This is a genomic window from Oceaniferula spumae, from assembly GCF_042849255.1.
Classification (GTDB): Bacteria; Verrucomicrobiota; Verrucomicrobiia; order Verrucomicrobiales; family Akkermansiaceae; genus Oceaniferula; species Oceaniferula spumae.
Genome location: NZ_AP026866.1, coordinates 1,780,092 through 1,795,148, shown reverse-complemented (window position 1 = coordinate 1,795,148; position 15,057 = coordinate 1,780,092). Strand labels below are relative to the sequence as shown.

The following is a 15,057-nucleotide window of genomic DNA, read 5'->3' as shown; positions in this document are numbered from 1 at the left end:
TTTGGAGAGATAGTGAGACTTATTTGGTGTAGCAGACCTGATTATACATCAAGATGACAGGATTGACGTTCTTCAACGTTTCCTGACTCGACCGAATCTCTCCCTCGCTTTTTTCAAAGAGGGGATGTAGCTGTTGCCGAGGAGGTGGGTCTTGGGGTGGATGCGACTGAGCTCGGACCAGAAATCCATGACGTTGAGACGATCGTGATCGTGCTCGTCGAGGTAATAGAAATGACCATTTTCTAACAGAATTATCTCAGGTCCGAAGTGGTGGTAGGTGTCGATGTGCTGGTCGGCGACCACCACCGGAGGCATCAGCGGCACTGGGTCTTGCTCAAAAACGACACGAAGTACGTTGAGTGTCTTAAGTGATTCGGCCCCGTGGAAATCGGTGATCTTGGGCTGCCCGAAGGTCACTACTGAAACATCCTCATAACCTCGGTGATCGAGAATCGCGGCGAGAAGAATGGCCACTGAGCCTCCCAGGCTGTGACCCGTGATGCAGATCGGACGGTCCTTAACGATTCTCTCCTGCACCCAAGGCAGACACTCTTGGGCTGCGCTATTAAATCCGCTGTGTACCCGGATGCCCAGTTCGTGTTCGTCTCGTTCTACGTAGTTCAGATCGGCGAGCACATTCGCTAGGTTGACGGTGCCTCGTAGGACAATCCACTGTCGTCCTGTTTCTCCCGGTTCTCGGTCGATGAAAACGCGCAGCCCGCTGGATGGAAAGTCGGACACATCAATGTGGTCGCCGAACTTGTAGCGGATTGTATCGTGCTCGTAATAACTGGAATTCGCGCGTGTCACACAGTCGATCAGGTGATCGATATCTACGGCCTCGTAGGCATCGCGCCGACCAGAAAACCAGAAGGTTGTAAAAAGGTAATATGCCCCAGCGAGGATAGCGACAAGCAACGCCCCCCTGATCAGAAACCGCCGCTTGCGAGAGAGTTTGTTAGTTTTTTTCGCTTTTGGTGATGTATCCATCGTGTCGAAGAAAGGAGGTGTTAGGTTCTTGTGCTTCGGAGTCCTTTCTCAGAAAGCATTCCGCCTATTTTTTCTCCGGTCCCCCGGGGAACCAGCGCTCTTTGGGAATAACCAGAGGTTCGGGCGGGTCCTTTTGATAGTGTGGTGACATGATTTGTATACCGGCTTCGTTGAATGCATCCTGAATCTTGCCATTGAGCTCCGAGAGAATGGGGGTGCGCATTTCGGGTGCTGCGGCGTATCCGATCAGTGTGTATTCCGCATACCAGTCGGACAGAGCGTTTTGGATGACACGTGGCGCAGGGTGTTTTTCTATTCCCGCAGTCTCTTTCGCGGCACTGATCAGTAACTCGTGCACCTGACGCCATGGCGCGTCGTAGCCGATCGTTACCACCGAGGTGATTGGCACCCCGGTCGTTTCACAGAGCCTGGTGTAGTTGGTGGACGGATTGCCGATCATCACAGCATTAGGAATGGTCATATACTCGCCGGACGGAGTGAGGAATTTGACAGCTAGAATCCCCATCTCGGTCACCGTGCCCTCGATTTCACCAATTTTCACATACTCCCCGGTGCGAACCGACCCAGAGTAGAGTAGCACAAATCCACTCATGATCTGGTTAATCATCCCCGAGGATCCCAGAGAAACCATCAGTCCGAGCAGTACGCTGATGCCTTTGAACGCATCGCTGCCGGAGCCGGGAAGATATGGGTATGAGAGAACGATGCCGATAATCCACACCGCGGCCACGGAAATGCGGCGGGTGGCTTTCGCTGTATCCCTAGCCATGATGCCATTTTCATCATCTCCCATGCTGCGTATGACCTGGTCGATCAGACGTGCCAGCCAACGAGTGATGAAAAGAATTAACACCGCGGTGGCAAGACCCGGAATGGCACCGACCATGCTGAGGAGGATTCCTTTGGCAAAGTCGAGCAGGCGACCAGTGAACGCCGCCCCGAGCGGCTCGGTCAGAGGAAACTGGTTAAAGACAAATGCGATCCAGATGCAAAAAAGGTAAAGCCCCAGAAAGAATGCCAGCACTTTGATAAATTGTTTTCCCAACAGCCCGATATGAGGGCGCAGATCCGCGCGCCTCAGCTTGAGTCTCCGCCAACGGCGCACCCGGGTCTCCACGAACTTGGATACCTTCAGTGTCACAATTCGTAGCACGAAGATAACTGCAAAAAATACAACCGTCGCGATGACTGCGGCAGTGATCCCTTTGGCGATGGCCTCGGCGGAACTCTGCTCAATGCGGGCCTGACGAATTTTTTCAAGCTGCTCAAGAATAATCTCTGATTCTTCCTCCGCGGATTCGCCCGACAGCGGATCGAGATCAGAGGGCAACAGGGAAAACAGGTAGTTGCCATCTACCAGAAACCGTATGGCTGACTCACCCTGCACCTCAGCTCTTTCAGTGGTCACTTTTTTCTCGAGCAGCAGATCGGAGAATTCTTGGATGCGCAAGAGAGCATCATGACTCCTGGCTTTCGGGGAAAGCTTCGCTGTCGTGGAGCGGAAGATAATAATTTCCCGGTTCCACCATACCAGCGGACTGGCAGGAACGGCAGCCGGAGCCTCCGCTGCAGGTGGATCAGAAGGCTCAGCCGCGGATGCGTCGGCATTAGGTGTTTTTTTATCATCGCCGGCTGGCGGCGCGGTCTGAACCTGACCACACACAAACGAAGCGGATAGCAAAAGACCGATGACGATCCGCCGGGCAGGCGGCATGGATGAGAGCCGGAGCATGCGTTAGGAAACACTGATCGACACCGTGCATCAAGCACCAAGGGCTGGTTTCATCGACTGGGTATTCAAAACAGCAAGCTCATAGATTTCCCCCCTTCGCCATGCCCCAGAGTAGGTCAGTAGAGCATCAATAAAACTCACTTTTGGCTAGCTACAAGCAGGCGATCACTTCAGATTCCAATCAAGAACACCTGCTAGAATCAAATACCTTGTTCATCGCAACCGATCATTGTGAATAGCGTTACTCCAAACCTGAATGTGAGCAAAAGATGAAGTCAGCAGATGTCGTGATTATTGGAGCCGGTATGGCTGGGTGCATATCGGCCAAGTTACTTTCTGCCCAAGGTTTGAAGGTTGTTCTTGTTGATAAATATGAACAGTCGCCTCCGGTATTCAGAGCCGAGAAGTTAGAGAAAGATCAAATAGACCTTCTTCAGAAATTTGATCTGTTATCTCAAAGGCGTCCCTTGGCCGAGCCCTTGGGGGTGAATGTAAATTACAGCGAGGGCAGGATTACCGAAGACCATGATGTCGAGCAATACGGTATTCGCTACCATGATACCGTGAATCAGTTCAGACTCGAGGTGTCTAAGTTTGTTGAATACCGGGTCGCTAAAGTGGAATCCATTGATGAAGACCCTCAAAATGGACAATCTCAAATCATCAAGTTAGCTGATGCCGAGTCTCTGAATGCACCGTTAGTGATCGTGGCATCCGGTTATCGAAGTTCTTTATTAAAGAAACGCGGTGTCGAATACCGAGAGGATAAAGGTTTGGCATCATTATCCTATGGATTCGATATCGAACGCACTGACAAGTCTGCGTTTGATTCGAACGCATACGGCTACTTTCTCAAGCCGGCTAAGAACGAAATCGACTACATCACTGTTTTCAGAATTGGCGATGTGATGAGGGCCAATGTGTTCACTCAATTAAAAAGCCCCGATCCAAGAGTCAAAGAGTTAAAAACTAACACGCATTCTTCACTCATTAAGTATTTCCCCAAATTGGAGTCACTCATTGGCTCGTTTAAAGTCACCAGCAAAGTGGAAATGTTTGCGACCCATTTCTATCAAATGTTAACGCCCAATATCAATGGGGTAGTTGCCATAGGCGACGCCTATCAAAGCGTAAGCCCGACCACTGGAACTGGTCTTTCCAAGGTTCTCAACGATGTCGACGTATTATGTAATGTCTTCGTTCCGCGTTGGTTTGAACAGCAATCTTTCGATAGTGAACAAATCAATGAATACTACCATTTTGCACAGAAAAAAGAATCGGACAGCGACTCGAAACGCTCTTGGGTATGGTATTCAGACCGTACAGACCTTGTCTACAAACTGAAGAAAAACGCCTTGCTTCAATGGTTGGTTAGGAAGTCAAAAATCAAGAAGTTCCTTCGACCAGATTGAGAAGCCCAGCCACGATCATCTAACATACGGGCGGCATGGAAATGGTGCATGTTTTCCATTTACACCGCCCTATGTAACAGCGATCAACAGAATCACTCTGGGTCAGTGGCTATGATCTTCACTTGGAAGAAGCCTTCGTCGTCATTCACGTAGGCAGAGGTAGCCGCTGCTGGTAGAACAATGACGCCAGTTGCATCGACGACATAGGTGCCCACTTCGTCCCAATCGACCAAGTCATCGCTTGCCCTGACCAGATACGATGCACCAACCACCGGGTTACTCAGAGTGAGTGTCACATCACCGGAGGAGGCCCTCTCTGTCGAAGCAATTTGAAACTCGAAACCAGTGCGCAGTGGGACGGTGTAGGTGAGGTTGAAATTGGAAACTGTGTAGTCTGCTGCGGAATAGCGTTCGTGAATCTGAAAACCAAACCCGTCAAAGCTTTCATACCCACCAGCTGGCAGATACTCGGCCACTCCGCTGGCTGTGGATGTTTCGTCAATGATTGTCGCGCAGATGGATGTGCTTACGCTGTCGCTCCATACGATTTCCAGATAGAGTTCCGTTTCACTGATCCGCTCAATCGAGTATTTGAAGTGATTCATTTCGTTCTGAATCAGCCCATTGGTTTTGTTGCCGGTATTACTGCTAAGGGCGCTGCCATAGAGGACAGCCAGCGTGGCATAGTCATTGGGAACAAAGTTTTCCCCGTCGCCATTATCGAAGCTGATGGAGTTACCGATTTTGATGTTCATAAAACTTCCTGACACAGGTCCGAGGTCGTTCATGGAGATGACCTGAACATTTTTGCTCGTATCAAAAACGCCAAAGCGGAAGTCCTTGTCGAAAGGAGCCACACCCGAATTCATCACCACATCGAACTCGGCGGTGATTTTCTGCCCGACCTGACTGATATCAAATCCGGTGGTAAACTGCTGGATTTCAGCAGGGAATATCTGCTCGTCACTGCCGTCTGCGATATCGACGTTATAACCCGAGGGATCTGCGGAGGTGAATGTGGAGTTGCCGTCGAAGTCAAAGTGATACCAATTTTCTTCGGTCACCTCGGTATTGACGTAGCCGATGAGAGCGGCTCGATAGGTGACCTGCAGAGGGATGTTGGTGGTGTTGTTGACGCCTGATCCTACCTCGGTCCAAGTCACCTCCAGCGTGGCGGTTGCGGACTGACCGTGAGTTAGACCGACTTCGGAGTTATTGTAGGTCACCTGAATGTCTTCATACTTATCAGTGAGACCCAGGGAGTTATCCACCACTGTGGCGGTGAAGCCTGAGTCCACAGCCAGCGAGAGGATTTGCACATCGTTTGAGCTGCTCTGGCCAGCGTAGTAAGTGGCCTTGATGATGGTATCGATACTCGTATCCGGTGCATCCAGATCGAGTGAGAGTTCGCCCGGTGACACCAGCAGGCCCGACCCAGCAGGAGGTGTGAAGGAGTCAAAGGTGATGCCGCCGAGACCGTTGACGGGAGTCGCACCGATAGCACCATTATCTGTCGCAGAACCATTAGGGATCAGCACGGTGTAGTCACCATCGCTGTCGATATCGAAAAATACCCAGCCTGGGCCGTCTCCGTTGGCGTTGCTCGAAAGGTTCGGCAGGTTGGTGGAGGAAACAGTACTAGTGCCATCGGTCAAGCTGATGACGGGGGTGTCAAAGCGTCCACGGGCGTTGTCATTCAAGACGGTCACAATCCCAACTCGGATGATGTTCCCAGCAGGAAGACCGCTTACCGTGAAGTTCAGAGCTTCATCTCCATCGACAACGATATTGCCACAGATGCCATCGGTGCCGTCACCAATGAGTGGATTGTCGAGAGCTTCATAGGCAGGGAAGCTGCCGATTTTGCCATTGCAATCAGCCCCCATGGTAGCGGCTGAAACATAACTAGGTAATACGTCGGTCACATGTTCGGAGGAGATCAAGGTGATATCGCCTCCTGGGCCACCCGTATAAGTCTGATTGTTGCCTATACCATCGAAGTTACCGAAGAAAATGTAACCGTCTGTGCCGAGTCCATTGCGATCGATATCGTCAACGGTGTTACTCTGCCAGTCCTTGTTATTGCTGTCATAACCGTCGCCATCGACATAGACCGAGATGCCTGCATTTGCTGTGCAGACCAACCCCATTACCAGCATCCATCCAATTGTATGTTTCATTATTTGTTAGTTATTTTAGTAAGCTACTATCAACGACACCCAGTCCCCTGTGGTGCTTCCAAGACCGATGACCACCCGCTGGAAACTATCTGCAAACGCTATAAATACAGAATAATTCACCATAAATATGATCATTGGTCATACTCCCCAATGTGAGACCTTCCGTCAAGAAGACAATCTTAGTCTAGTAAAGGATGCCGGATTCTTGTGATGGATCGAGAGGAAGTCTAACTTGACGGTGTTAGAAACGTGGGGGCGTATCTAACAAGGTGTCGACAGTTGCCGGACTTCCCTTCGCGGAAAATAGGAGAGGGCAGGGCACCGATGAAATATCATCCTGCGCCTGCCCTCTTGACTACAATACGGGCTAATAGCCCTCGCTGGTGGGAATACTAATCCAAAGCGTTGGTGCGCCAGGGTTACTATTCAGGTTTGGCAATGCCAATCACACCTTGAGCGATGCGAGCTCCGGCATTCCCTGTTGGTTGACCACCGTCATCTTCGCCGACATGCACGATAATGGCGCGGCCAACGATCGGGTTCTTCTTGCCGAAGAGTGAGATGTTATCCACCACGATGGTGAGCTTCGCCTTGCCTTCGGCATCAGCCTCCAAGTTTCCGAGGTCGCCCGCATGGCGTTTCGCTTTGTCTGGCAATGCGTGGTCGTGGCCCTCTGGGTTATAGTGACCACCCGTGGCCGTGCCATCCTTGGCGCGGATATCACCGAACTCATGGATGTGGAAGGCGTGCTTGGCATTGGGTTTGAGGCCACTCACTTCGGCGACGATCTCAACCTTGCCATCTGCCTTGGCAGTGAAGATGAGTGTGCCGTTCGCTGTGTTACCACTGGTCGGGGTCAGCACCGCAACAAGCTGTTTGACATCTTGCACGGCATGATGGGCATGATCGTGCGAGTGCCCGTGATCGGCATGGCCATCTTGGGCATGAACGGAAGTTAGAGAGATCAACAAGGCTGCGCCTGTGCAAGCGACTCCGCTGAGATAAGATTGTGTCATTTGTGTTAGTTTATTCATACGTCCACAAGTGGCACAGCAATTTTCCTAGATCAAGTGGAAGGCGAAAAATTTCTGCTAGTGATGAATCGCCCCCATTTCAAGCTCTCGATACAAATAATCCCAATGGGATTCAGCAGCCAAGCCTGGGGTTGATCCAACCCCAGGGGAAAGCCCACACGATGGAGCCAAGCCTGAAGGGCTTGTGCATGTGCGAGGCCAGCAAGAGGCCATAGGCTACAAAACGCTTTCAGCGTTCAACGAAAAACAACACACGAACCCAGGGTTGTCACAACCCTGGGCTTGAATGCTCAATCCCCTTGGGATTCCGAATAGCACGCGCTGGCTTGTGGGAAGAACATAGGAAATCGGGTCACAGTCAGGGTTCATACTCCTCCCTCCCCATTTCAGGTTTTGATGAAATTATCTTTGTGGTCTGGTGCGATAGATCGGTGGTTGGGGGAGCGGGGCTTTTTTGTGAAAGTTGAAGACGATGAATTTGTCGGTGATGGAGTGAAGCGTTTGGCCTTTGTTTTCTCTGACATAGGCGTAAAAGGAGAGCATGTTGGCTAGTTGTTGGGCTTCATCTTTGTTAGCGTAGATGGCTCCTTCTTTGGGGTGGGTGATGCCTGCACCGGATTTGACTTTGTAGATGTAAACGCGGACCCAAGTGTCGTATTCGACGGGGTGCTCTTTGACATACTGGCGGACGGTGTCGTAGGTGACGAAGTCGTAAGGAGTGTCTTGGGCTTGGGCTGTGGAGAGGGAAAGGAGTAGGGCGAATGCTAGGATTGTTTTCATGAAACAGTCTAGGATAAGAAAGGAGCATTAGCAAGTTATGGCGGCGGTAGACAGTCGCTGCCCCCTTTCCTGATGCCCGTTTTTACTGATATCAGGGTGACGAATTTTTGGTGGGCTTCGTCTGTTAGGCAAGGTGGTCGCTCTAGGGTTTATCCTCCACTGGTGGTTGATCGTAAACGGCGATCTGTGTTAGGCTGGGGGATTTCTTGCCATTTTCTTGGTGGCAGAATACGATGTAGCGTGATTTTTTGTCTTTAAAATAGAGGTTGCTACTAAATTTCTGATAGGCCTGTTTTTCGGTCTTGTAGAAAACGGATTGGATCACTTTGTCTTTCTTGGGGGCGGCGATCACTTTCTGTTGCTTGCCTGGGATGACCACGGGCTTTTGATCCTTGCCGCACTGAACCGCAATGGGCGAGACTAGTAGATTGTGGACATACTGACCTCCACCAGGAATCCGCAGGGCGTTGAGGTCGTGCAGCAGATACTTTACCTTGCCTTTGTTGGAGAGCATGATGATGAGAAGGTCTCCACTATTCGAGCTTTGAGGGAACTTCACAGAGAATGCCGGCGGAGTTTCAGGTTTGGCAGTGTCCTCAAAGAAATCTAAAAATCCACCCTCCCTCAACTCGGCGTTGATGGGCTTGCTGACATGAAGTTTAGCTATGGCAACGCTGTCACCACCGATCTTGTTGGTGTAAGATTTCCCTTGGATCGGCACGAGCGAGGTGATCCGGTAACTGATCTTAAAGGGTGCCTTTTGATCCGCCAGAACTGGCTGGGTGATGATCAGGAAGGGCAATAATAATGTGAAGATTCGTAGGAGCATGCTTTGGTTCAAAGGCTGATGGTGTGGAGATTCTGGCATTAAATTTCGGATGGGGAAAGCCAGCGGAAGGAGACTATGTTGAGACGACGCCCGAACATTTTATTGATGTCTGTTAGATTATTGTATTCCGTTTCAACTGGATCACTCTCGTCGGTCCATCTGGCGTCACGCTGCACCACGGCTTCGCACCAGACCTTGGTTTTCCCATCCGATGACTCTCCATAGGCACGAATGGTGAAGGTGTCTGAGCGGACTTGGATGGCTGAGCCGATGCTTTGCAGAAGATCTCCTTGCATCATGTAGGGTGGGGTGCCGGCATGTCTCGAGAGCAAGGCTGCGTCTTTATAGGCGTAGTCAGTGTTATTAATTTCAGCTTCCGTGATGGGGTCGTTGGTGAAATGGGAATTGATGCTAGAGTGATCGAGCGCTGACTGAAGCGCGCCACGAAGCGCGAGGTCTGATTCCTGTTCCAGTCTGCGGTTGATGAACTCACCGATGGATCGGAATGGTCCGCGTAGTTTGACCTGCTCCACCATTTTTTCAGCCAGGTCATCGAGGTCGTCATCGTTAATGATGCGATAGCCTAGCCACTTTTTGTTAGAATTCGATGAACTCTCGTGACCCTCACCGCTAGCGAGTGAATAGCGGCTGACGATATACTCCGTGGCAGTGCTTTCTTCCATAGCTCCGTTTGGCTTTCCGTCGTTAGTGAGCGTGACTGTTTTCTTCTTCAGATTCGAGGCGAAGAATGCTTTCCAGGCTGCTTTCGAGGTGGAGTTCACATTAAAGCCTCCCATGACACTTATGTAGGCTGCCGACTTGCGGTAGTTCTCATCCCCAAGCAGTTCGGCACCAACAGTATCTGGTGTTTTTTGCAGCAGATCCAGTTTGTAGCGTGCATTGGCCAGAGGTTTCTCACTGTGGGTGAAGCCGTTGACCACATCTTCCAGACTGCGTTCTTCCCCATTGAGGCCTTGGGTGAAATAGCTGCCGGTCTGTGCGGCCATTCCAGAAAAGTAGAAGTCATCCCACAGTAGCGTATTGGCGGCATAGCTACGGTCTAGGTGTTTGGTGGGTTTGAAGTGTTCTGTTGGCGGACCTTCTCCGTTCACCGTGGCATGCCATTTCTTGCCATCCAGATCAGGGAGTTGATTGGAACGGTGATCCGCATTATCGACGCGGGTGTCTAGCCAGACGCTCCAGCCATCACTACGGATTTGATCCGCTGAAATGTTAGGGTTCGCATAGGAATTACCAATCGCGTAATTTTGCAAACTAAGACCAGACCAGCGAGTGGCATCGGTAGGAGTCTGGGGCACATGCTGGAGCTGGGCGATGGATTGCAGTGGAGCTACAGGGATCTCTGCAGCGATCGCTTTGTGCTGTCCGTCAGGTCGATAGCTGTTTCCAAAATAGGAACGTAGCTCATCTTCGATTGAATCGAGTTGCAAAGTATTCCATGCCTCATTGGCAGACTGCACTGGGCTGTAAACAACGGTGTAGGGTCGCGCATGGCTATCCGTCACTGTGTTGCCAGCACCGAAAACTTGTGTTTCAGACATCGACTGCCCACTCACTCCTGAATAGCCGTGGCCTGGGATGTTATGGAGCCAGACTAAGTTCGGGTTTCGTTCATCGGGGTCCCCGCCAGTGGATTTGAGTCGAAGGTCGACTACCATGTAGGGCTGTTTGCGACCTGTGGCTAGATCTGAAATATTGGCAAACGCCTTGATCGGCTGACCGAGGATCACTGGGTTATCTTCATCGTTACGCCAGCCGATTTTGTTAGACCATTTGGAGGCCTGATGCCGATTTCTACCACCTCCCCATTGCACCCACCAGAGTGCCTCGGACCTCCAGCTACTCATTGAGCGGCTGGTCATGCGCACATCCATTGATGAGTAGGTGGCGTAATAGAGTAGTCCGTTGTAATCAGCCCTAGACCCACTCGCTCTAGATCCTTGAGGGGTAAAAATAGTTGTGTCTATCTCGATAGTGTCGGTGATGCTGCCAAAGAGCCCCGTGAGCACTTCCCAGCCTCGGTAGTTAGGGTTGCCGCTGTCATGGGTGGCTCCGATCACTCCATTCTGAACCAGCCCAGCCGAGAACAGCGAGCTACCAGGGGAAGGGTCAAAATCGATATCAGTAGCGTCCTGACAAATGACGCCTCTGGTATAATGTTGAGCGCCGCTTTTGTAAGTATCTCCAGAGCCAAAGAACATTTTTACCTCACCAGGCTTCATGGTAAAGGGAGTCTCCACGTTCATGCCATGCACGTGGTAGGCCGCAGTGTCGTTCCTGTCATTATGCACAATCCATTGAAAATCGATCGGCGCACTTCCACCAATCGTGACATCGTGTTCCACCGACATACCCATGTTCCCAACAGAGAAGCCTGGGCACTTGAGGTTTTGGTTATAGGGATTCCATAGGCAGACCACGGGGAACGCATGGAAGGTCACGAGGTATTTGTTAGTCGTCTCATCGTATGGCTTTGATCGAGGAGTGATTTTCTGAAGATCTTCTTTTGAGACACGTCCTCTACTCGCATCCTGCACACTGACCGATAGCACATAGCTGAGGCGAACGAGAGTTGGCTTGAGGAGCTTGCGTTGAGTGTTCCAGCTAGGGTAGGGATGCTGGTTTCCTGAAGTTGGTCTAACATCATCCACGGCATTGAGAGTTTCGCCGATATTTCCACTGATCAGCTCACTGCTGTTAGTCGATGCCGCCGTCTTATGCATGGCATAATGCTGACGCAGGCTTTTCCAGTGCCCGACGTCGAATTCATTGCGAGGGCTGAGTGCATCGTTTCCGTATGGCCCAAGTGGAGCATTGCCTCCAATGACAGTTCCGGTCCAAGACCCACCCTCCGGAGCGCCCTCAAAAAAGAGGCTGAGATCCTTGCGCAGGCCACCAGTAGTGACGTTAGTCAGGAGTGATTTTGAGTGGTGGGTGATATCGTGGAAATGCTTTTTGACTCGGTCGCTGGTGACGGGAGAACCATCAATGCCTTCGAGAAGATCAGCTGTGTGGAGAGTGACTAATTTATCAGACTCGGGAGTATTGGATTTGATATTCAGTTCATCGAGCGTCTCTATGCCGTAGGTGCCGGGAGAGGCAAAGGAGAGTAGGGCGTCCGCTTTGCTTTGGACCTCACGCATGGCTAGATCCGTGTTGCGTATCAGCGCCTTGGTGCCATTCTCACTGACCCACCACGCGTATTTCCCCAGATGAGAACCGTTGGCACTGGTGACAGGGACACCCCCAGCGATCACGTGACCATTGGCAGACGTGCTACCGTTTCCTACCATGGTAATAGGCTGGTGAAGTTGTTCTGTTAGGTCAGAAGATTCATTTTGCAGCAGGTTGAGATCTGTGTTTGATACAAGCCATTGGACAAATGCCGTCGAGCTATCGTAACTAGGAGCCTTCCCCAGAGCATCCGCAGCATCCTCGTCACGTGGGTTCTCACGAGCGGCCCATACACCAGTGTAGTGGCTGGCCACTGATGCTGTTCCGGATGGATTTTGAAGTAGACCGGACGGAGCACTGACAAACTGATCTCGTCCCATCGTTTTCTGCAGATCTCCGATGGCAATCATCAAAGCCAACCGGGCATTTGCCTGTGCCTCAAGTAGATCCTTATCTGTCTGGGTCGCCCTCGTTTCAATCGCGCTAAGACTCAACAGAGCAAGAGTAATCAATATCAGGAGCGTCATGATCACTACTGTTGAGATGAGAGCAAATCCCTTCTTCTGCAGACGAACTGCGGTTGACCATAGCGGAAGCTTACATTGATCGGAACAGAAGAAATTCTTGCGCGGAAATGGTGTCATTACATTATAGACTCATCCTGAAAACATCGTTTTCGCAAGAAAAGGGCACGATTGTAGAGAATTTTCCCTGATACTACAGAGACGGGTCCGGGTGCTTGAGACGAAGATCCTCAGAAAGGACAGCCATTGAAGCGAATTCATTTCGATGTCCGCTTCAGCGAGGCAACACGAGGAATCCATATAGCGGTGTTTTTTCTTGATACCTATACCAACCGCTGCTTGATTTTCAGATGATACCTACATCGTTGTAAAATACGACTTTCTGAAGAGGTGAACCACAGGAAAAACCCATGAATGTTTTGAAAATACCAAGCCTCGTAGTAATCGCAGTTTTGGCAGGCGGCCTGAAGAGTGCGGATGCTGCCACCGTTATTTTTAGTGACGACTTTGAATCATACTCCGACACAGCCTCCATGCAGACAGTGTGGGGCGCGGCTGGTTTAGGTAGTCTGAACACCACATTTGGAAATTCCGGGCAATCCATGTCACATCCAGGCGGTACCGATAACATCATCACAATAGGCACTCAACAAGCTACTGCATCAGAACCACTAATATACACGGTCGATATCTATGATGATGGAGCGTCCGCCAACAAACGTCTCACTGCTGGTTTGAGATCTGCCGGCGTAGCCAACTTACTCGAGATGGGCATGTACGATGATCCTAACCACTATGCCGTGCGCGCGGTGTTGCCCGGACCAAACTGGGTCGCGTTTGATAACATCATGGATGACGGGGGGAACCCGATTGCTAACGCGCCCGTCGTTGGCTGGCATCGCTTCCAAGTGGTCTTGGATGGCACCGATGCAACTTTTACGCTGGATCTCGGCAGCACTGGAATTGTCAATGCCACCACGGTTCTCGCGGCTTCATGGCATCCGAATGGAGTAGACTCAATCCGCCTAGGTGGGCCTTCCAGTCTTAGCTCTGCAGGAGGTGGCGGCTTCTATGACAATGTATCCTTGGTCAGCGTGCCAGAGCCTACATCGACTTGCTTGCTCATGATATCAGCGATGACCATGGTCGTCATCCGGCGCAGACACCATATTCCATAACAGGACTTTCCCTTCATAGGACGATGGGTCTGTCACTTTGGTTCGAATGGATGAAATGGGGCGGTGCAAGTTTGTCGATGCACCATTCCATACCTGCTCTCTTAGCGGAAAGGATAGGGGTCTCAAAGGGGATATCTCGCACATTGACCGAGGTGACAATAGTATGTGCAGTTAGCGCTCCACTAGATTGGCCTGGGGAATCTCGAATATGAGATGTGTCCGGTTTATGATTGCAAGGCGTAGATATTCGATTTGCAGACCCAATTTTTAATCTTTTAGAAAAGGCCAACAAGCCACGCACAGAAAAATTCCAAAGAAGTTCAGCAACCGCCTGGGGTTGTGGAAGGTAAAAAGGAGCAGAAGAGGGATGAGCAGCAGAGAGACAGCCAAGTAATCTGACGTGAGACCAAAGACTAAAAAAGCCCCTCCGGAATCCCGGAGAGGCTGAACATATAAAAAGATTACATTGTTTTATTTCCGGCGGCGCAGGATGAAGCCGAGACCGGCGAGGCCGAGCAGGGCGGCGCTGGATGGCTCGGGCACAACAGTAAGAGTGCCCACGCCTCCCGCGGATGAGAACGCAAGGGTATGGCCTGCGCTTTGTGAGGCGGTGCTGAGTTGGAAGGGGATTGCTCCAGGTGCACCACTCTGGCTGGTGTAACTGCCGGAGAAATCGTCGATGGCGCTGTATGAACGGCTGCCGGTAGTGGCATCAACAAACGAGAAGGTGCTGCCGAGGCCGTCGAGCTCGATGAAGGAACCCGCCTGCTCCTCGTATTCCCCTGCCGTGGTGCCGGAGATATGGAGAGTGGTGCCACCGGTGATGAAGAGGCTACCGGGTTCGGAGCTGTTGCTTTGACCCAAACGGAGGTTGAAGGTGTTGCTGCGTGTGATCTCAAGAGTGCCGCCGCCGGTGATGGTGAAGCTTGCGGCCGGGCTGGCTGCATTTCCTGTACCCGCGTTTGAACCAATGAAGTAGCGTCCGCCGGTGACGGTTACGCCTGGGTTGATGGTCCATGTTGCCGCAGCATTATTGTGTTCTTGGAAGAACTGGGTGCCGTTACCTACATCGGTGTTGACCGTGTAGGTGGTGGAGGTGATGGCTGCCGACGCGCTGGCTGCGAGGCCCGCACTGGAGACGATGGTAAGGAGCGTTTTGTTGATTTGCATAGTTTGTTTCTG

General features: G+C 51.3%; 10 protein-coding genes. 2 read left to right on the top strand and 8 right to left on the bottom strand.

Annotated features, from left to right (window positions below; genetic code table 11):
* Positions 1 to 72 precede the first annotated feature (72 nt).
* Entirely contained in the window at positions 73 to 990 is a 918-nt protein-coding gene (locus tag ACSPJT_RS07500; RefSeq protein ID WP_435895751.1) for a lipase family protein, read from the bottom strand.
* Positions 991 to 1,054: 64 nt separating this feature from the next.
* Positions 1,055 to 2,743: a mechanosensitive ion channel family protein gene (locus ACSPJT_RS07495; RefSeq protein ID WP_435895750.1), complete on the bottom strand. Its 1,689-nt coding sequence runs from the start codon at positions 2,741 to 2,743 to the stop codon at positions 1,055 to 1,057.
* A 269-nt stretch (positions 2,744 to 3,012) separates the two neighbouring features.
* Here ACSPJT_RS07495 and ACSPJT_RS07490 point away from each other — a divergent pair, with 269 nt between their 5' ends.
* Positions 3,013 to 4,155 carry an FAD-dependent oxidoreductase gene (locus tag ACSPJT_RS07490; protein WP_435895749.1) on the top strand — a complete coding sequence of 381 codons (1,143 nt, stop codon included), beginning with the start codon at positions 3,013 to 3,015 and terminating at the stop codon, positions 4,153 to 4,155.
* Positions 4,156 to 4,247: 92 nt separating this feature from the next.
* Here ACSPJT_RS07490 and ACSPJT_RS07485 read toward each other — a convergent pair whose 3' ends face one another.
* From ACSPJT_RS07485 to ACSPJT_RS07465, 5 genes are all read right to left on the bottom strand, one after another.
* Positions 4,248 to 6,335, bottom strand: a complete 2,088-nt coding sequence (locus ACSPJT_RS07485) for a hypothetical protein (RefSeq protein ID WP_435895748.1) — start codon at positions 6,333 to 6,335, stop codon at positions 4,248 to 4,250.
* 422 nt (positions 6,336 to 6,757) lie between these two features.
* Positions 6,758 to 7,351 carry a superoxide dismutase family protein gene (locus tag ACSPJT_RS07480; RefSeq protein ID WP_435895747.1) on the bottom strand — a complete coding sequence of 198 codons (594 nt, stop codon included), beginning with the start codon at positions 7,349 to 7,351 and terminating at the stop codon, positions 6,758 to 6,760.
* A 420-nt stretch (positions 7,352 to 7,771) separates the two neighbouring features.
* Positions 7,772 to 8,149, bottom strand: a complete 378-nt coding sequence (locus tag ACSPJT_RS07475) for a hypothetical protein (protein WP_435895746.1) — start codon at positions 8,147 to 8,149, stop codon at positions 7,772 to 7,774.
* Between the two features lie 142 nt (positions 8,150 to 8,291).
* The gene (locus ACSPJT_RS07470; RefSeq protein WP_435895745.1) at positions 8,292 to 8,978 is read right to left on the bottom strand and encodes a hypothetical protein; all 687 of its coding nucleotides are present in this window, start codon (positions 8,976 to 8,978) and stop codon (positions 8,292 to 8,294) included.
* A 38-nt stretch (positions 8,979 to 9,016) separates the two neighbouring features.
* Positions 9,017 to 12,700, bottom strand: a complete 3,684-nt coding sequence (locus ACSPJT_RS07465) for a hypothetical protein (RefSeq protein WP_435895744.1) — start codon at positions 12,698 to 12,700, stop codon at positions 9,017 to 9,019.
* Positions 12,701 to 13,107: 407 nt separating this feature from the next.
* On the opposite strand from ACSPJT_RS07465, the gene ACSPJT_RS07460 reads away from it, so the two are divergent.
* Entirely contained in the window at positions 13,108 to 13,875 is a 768-nt protein-coding gene (locus ACSPJT_RS07460) for a PEP-CTERM sorting domain-containing protein (RefSeq protein WP_435895743.1), read from the top strand.
* 471 nt (positions 13,876 to 14,346) lie between these two features.
* Here the strand turns inward: ACSPJT_RS07460 and ACSPJT_RS07455 are convergent, their stop codons facing one another.
* Positions 14,347 to 15,045, bottom strand: coding sequence for a PEP-CTERM sorting domain-containing protein (locus tag ACSPJT_RS07455; RefSeq protein ID WP_435895742.1), 699 nt, complete (start codon positions 15,043 to 15,045; stop codon positions 14,347 to 14,349).
* Positions 15,046 to 15,057 lie beyond the last annotated feature (12 nt).

Coding starts and splice junctions, on each gene's coding strand:
- ACSPJT_RS07460 (WP_435895743.1), top strand. CDS start 13,108: ATGAATGTTTTGAAAATACCAAGCCTCGTAGTAATCGCAGTTTTGGCA.
- ACSPJT_RS07465 (WP_435895744.1), bottom strand. CDS start 12,700: ATGACGCTCCTGATATTGATTACTCTTGCTCTGTTGAGTCTTAGCGCG.
- ACSPJT_RS07495 (WP_435895750.1), bottom strand. CDS start 2,743: ATGCTCCGGCTCTCATCCATGCCGCCTGCCCGGCGGATCGTCATCGGT.
- ACSPJT_RS07485 (WP_435895748.1), bottom strand. CDS start 6,335: ATGAAACATACAATTGGATGGATGCTGGTAATGGGGTTGGTCTGCACA.
- ACSPJT_RS07470 (WP_435895745.1), bottom strand. CDS start 8,978: ATGCTCCTACGAATCTTCACATTATTATTGCCCTTCCTGATCATCACC.
- ACSPJT_RS07500 (WP_435895751.1), bottom strand. CDS start 990: ATGGATACATCACCAAAAGCGAAAAAAACTAACAAACTCTCTCGCAAG.
- ACSPJT_RS07455 (WP_435895742.1), bottom strand. CDS start 15,045: ATGCAAATCAACAAAACGCTCCTTACCATCGTCTCCAGTGCGGGCCTC.
- ACSPJT_RS07475 (WP_435895746.1), bottom strand. CDS start 8,149: ATGAAAACAATCCTAGCATTCGCCCTACTCCTTTCCCTCTCCACAGCC.
- ACSPJT_RS07480 (WP_435895747.1), bottom strand. CDS start 7,351: ATGACACAATCTTATCTCAGCGGAGTCGCTTGCACAGGCGCAGCCTTG.
- ACSPJT_RS07490 (WP_435895749.1), top strand. CDS start 3,013: ATGAAGTCAGCAGATGTCGTGATTATTGGAGCCGGTATGGCTGGGTGC.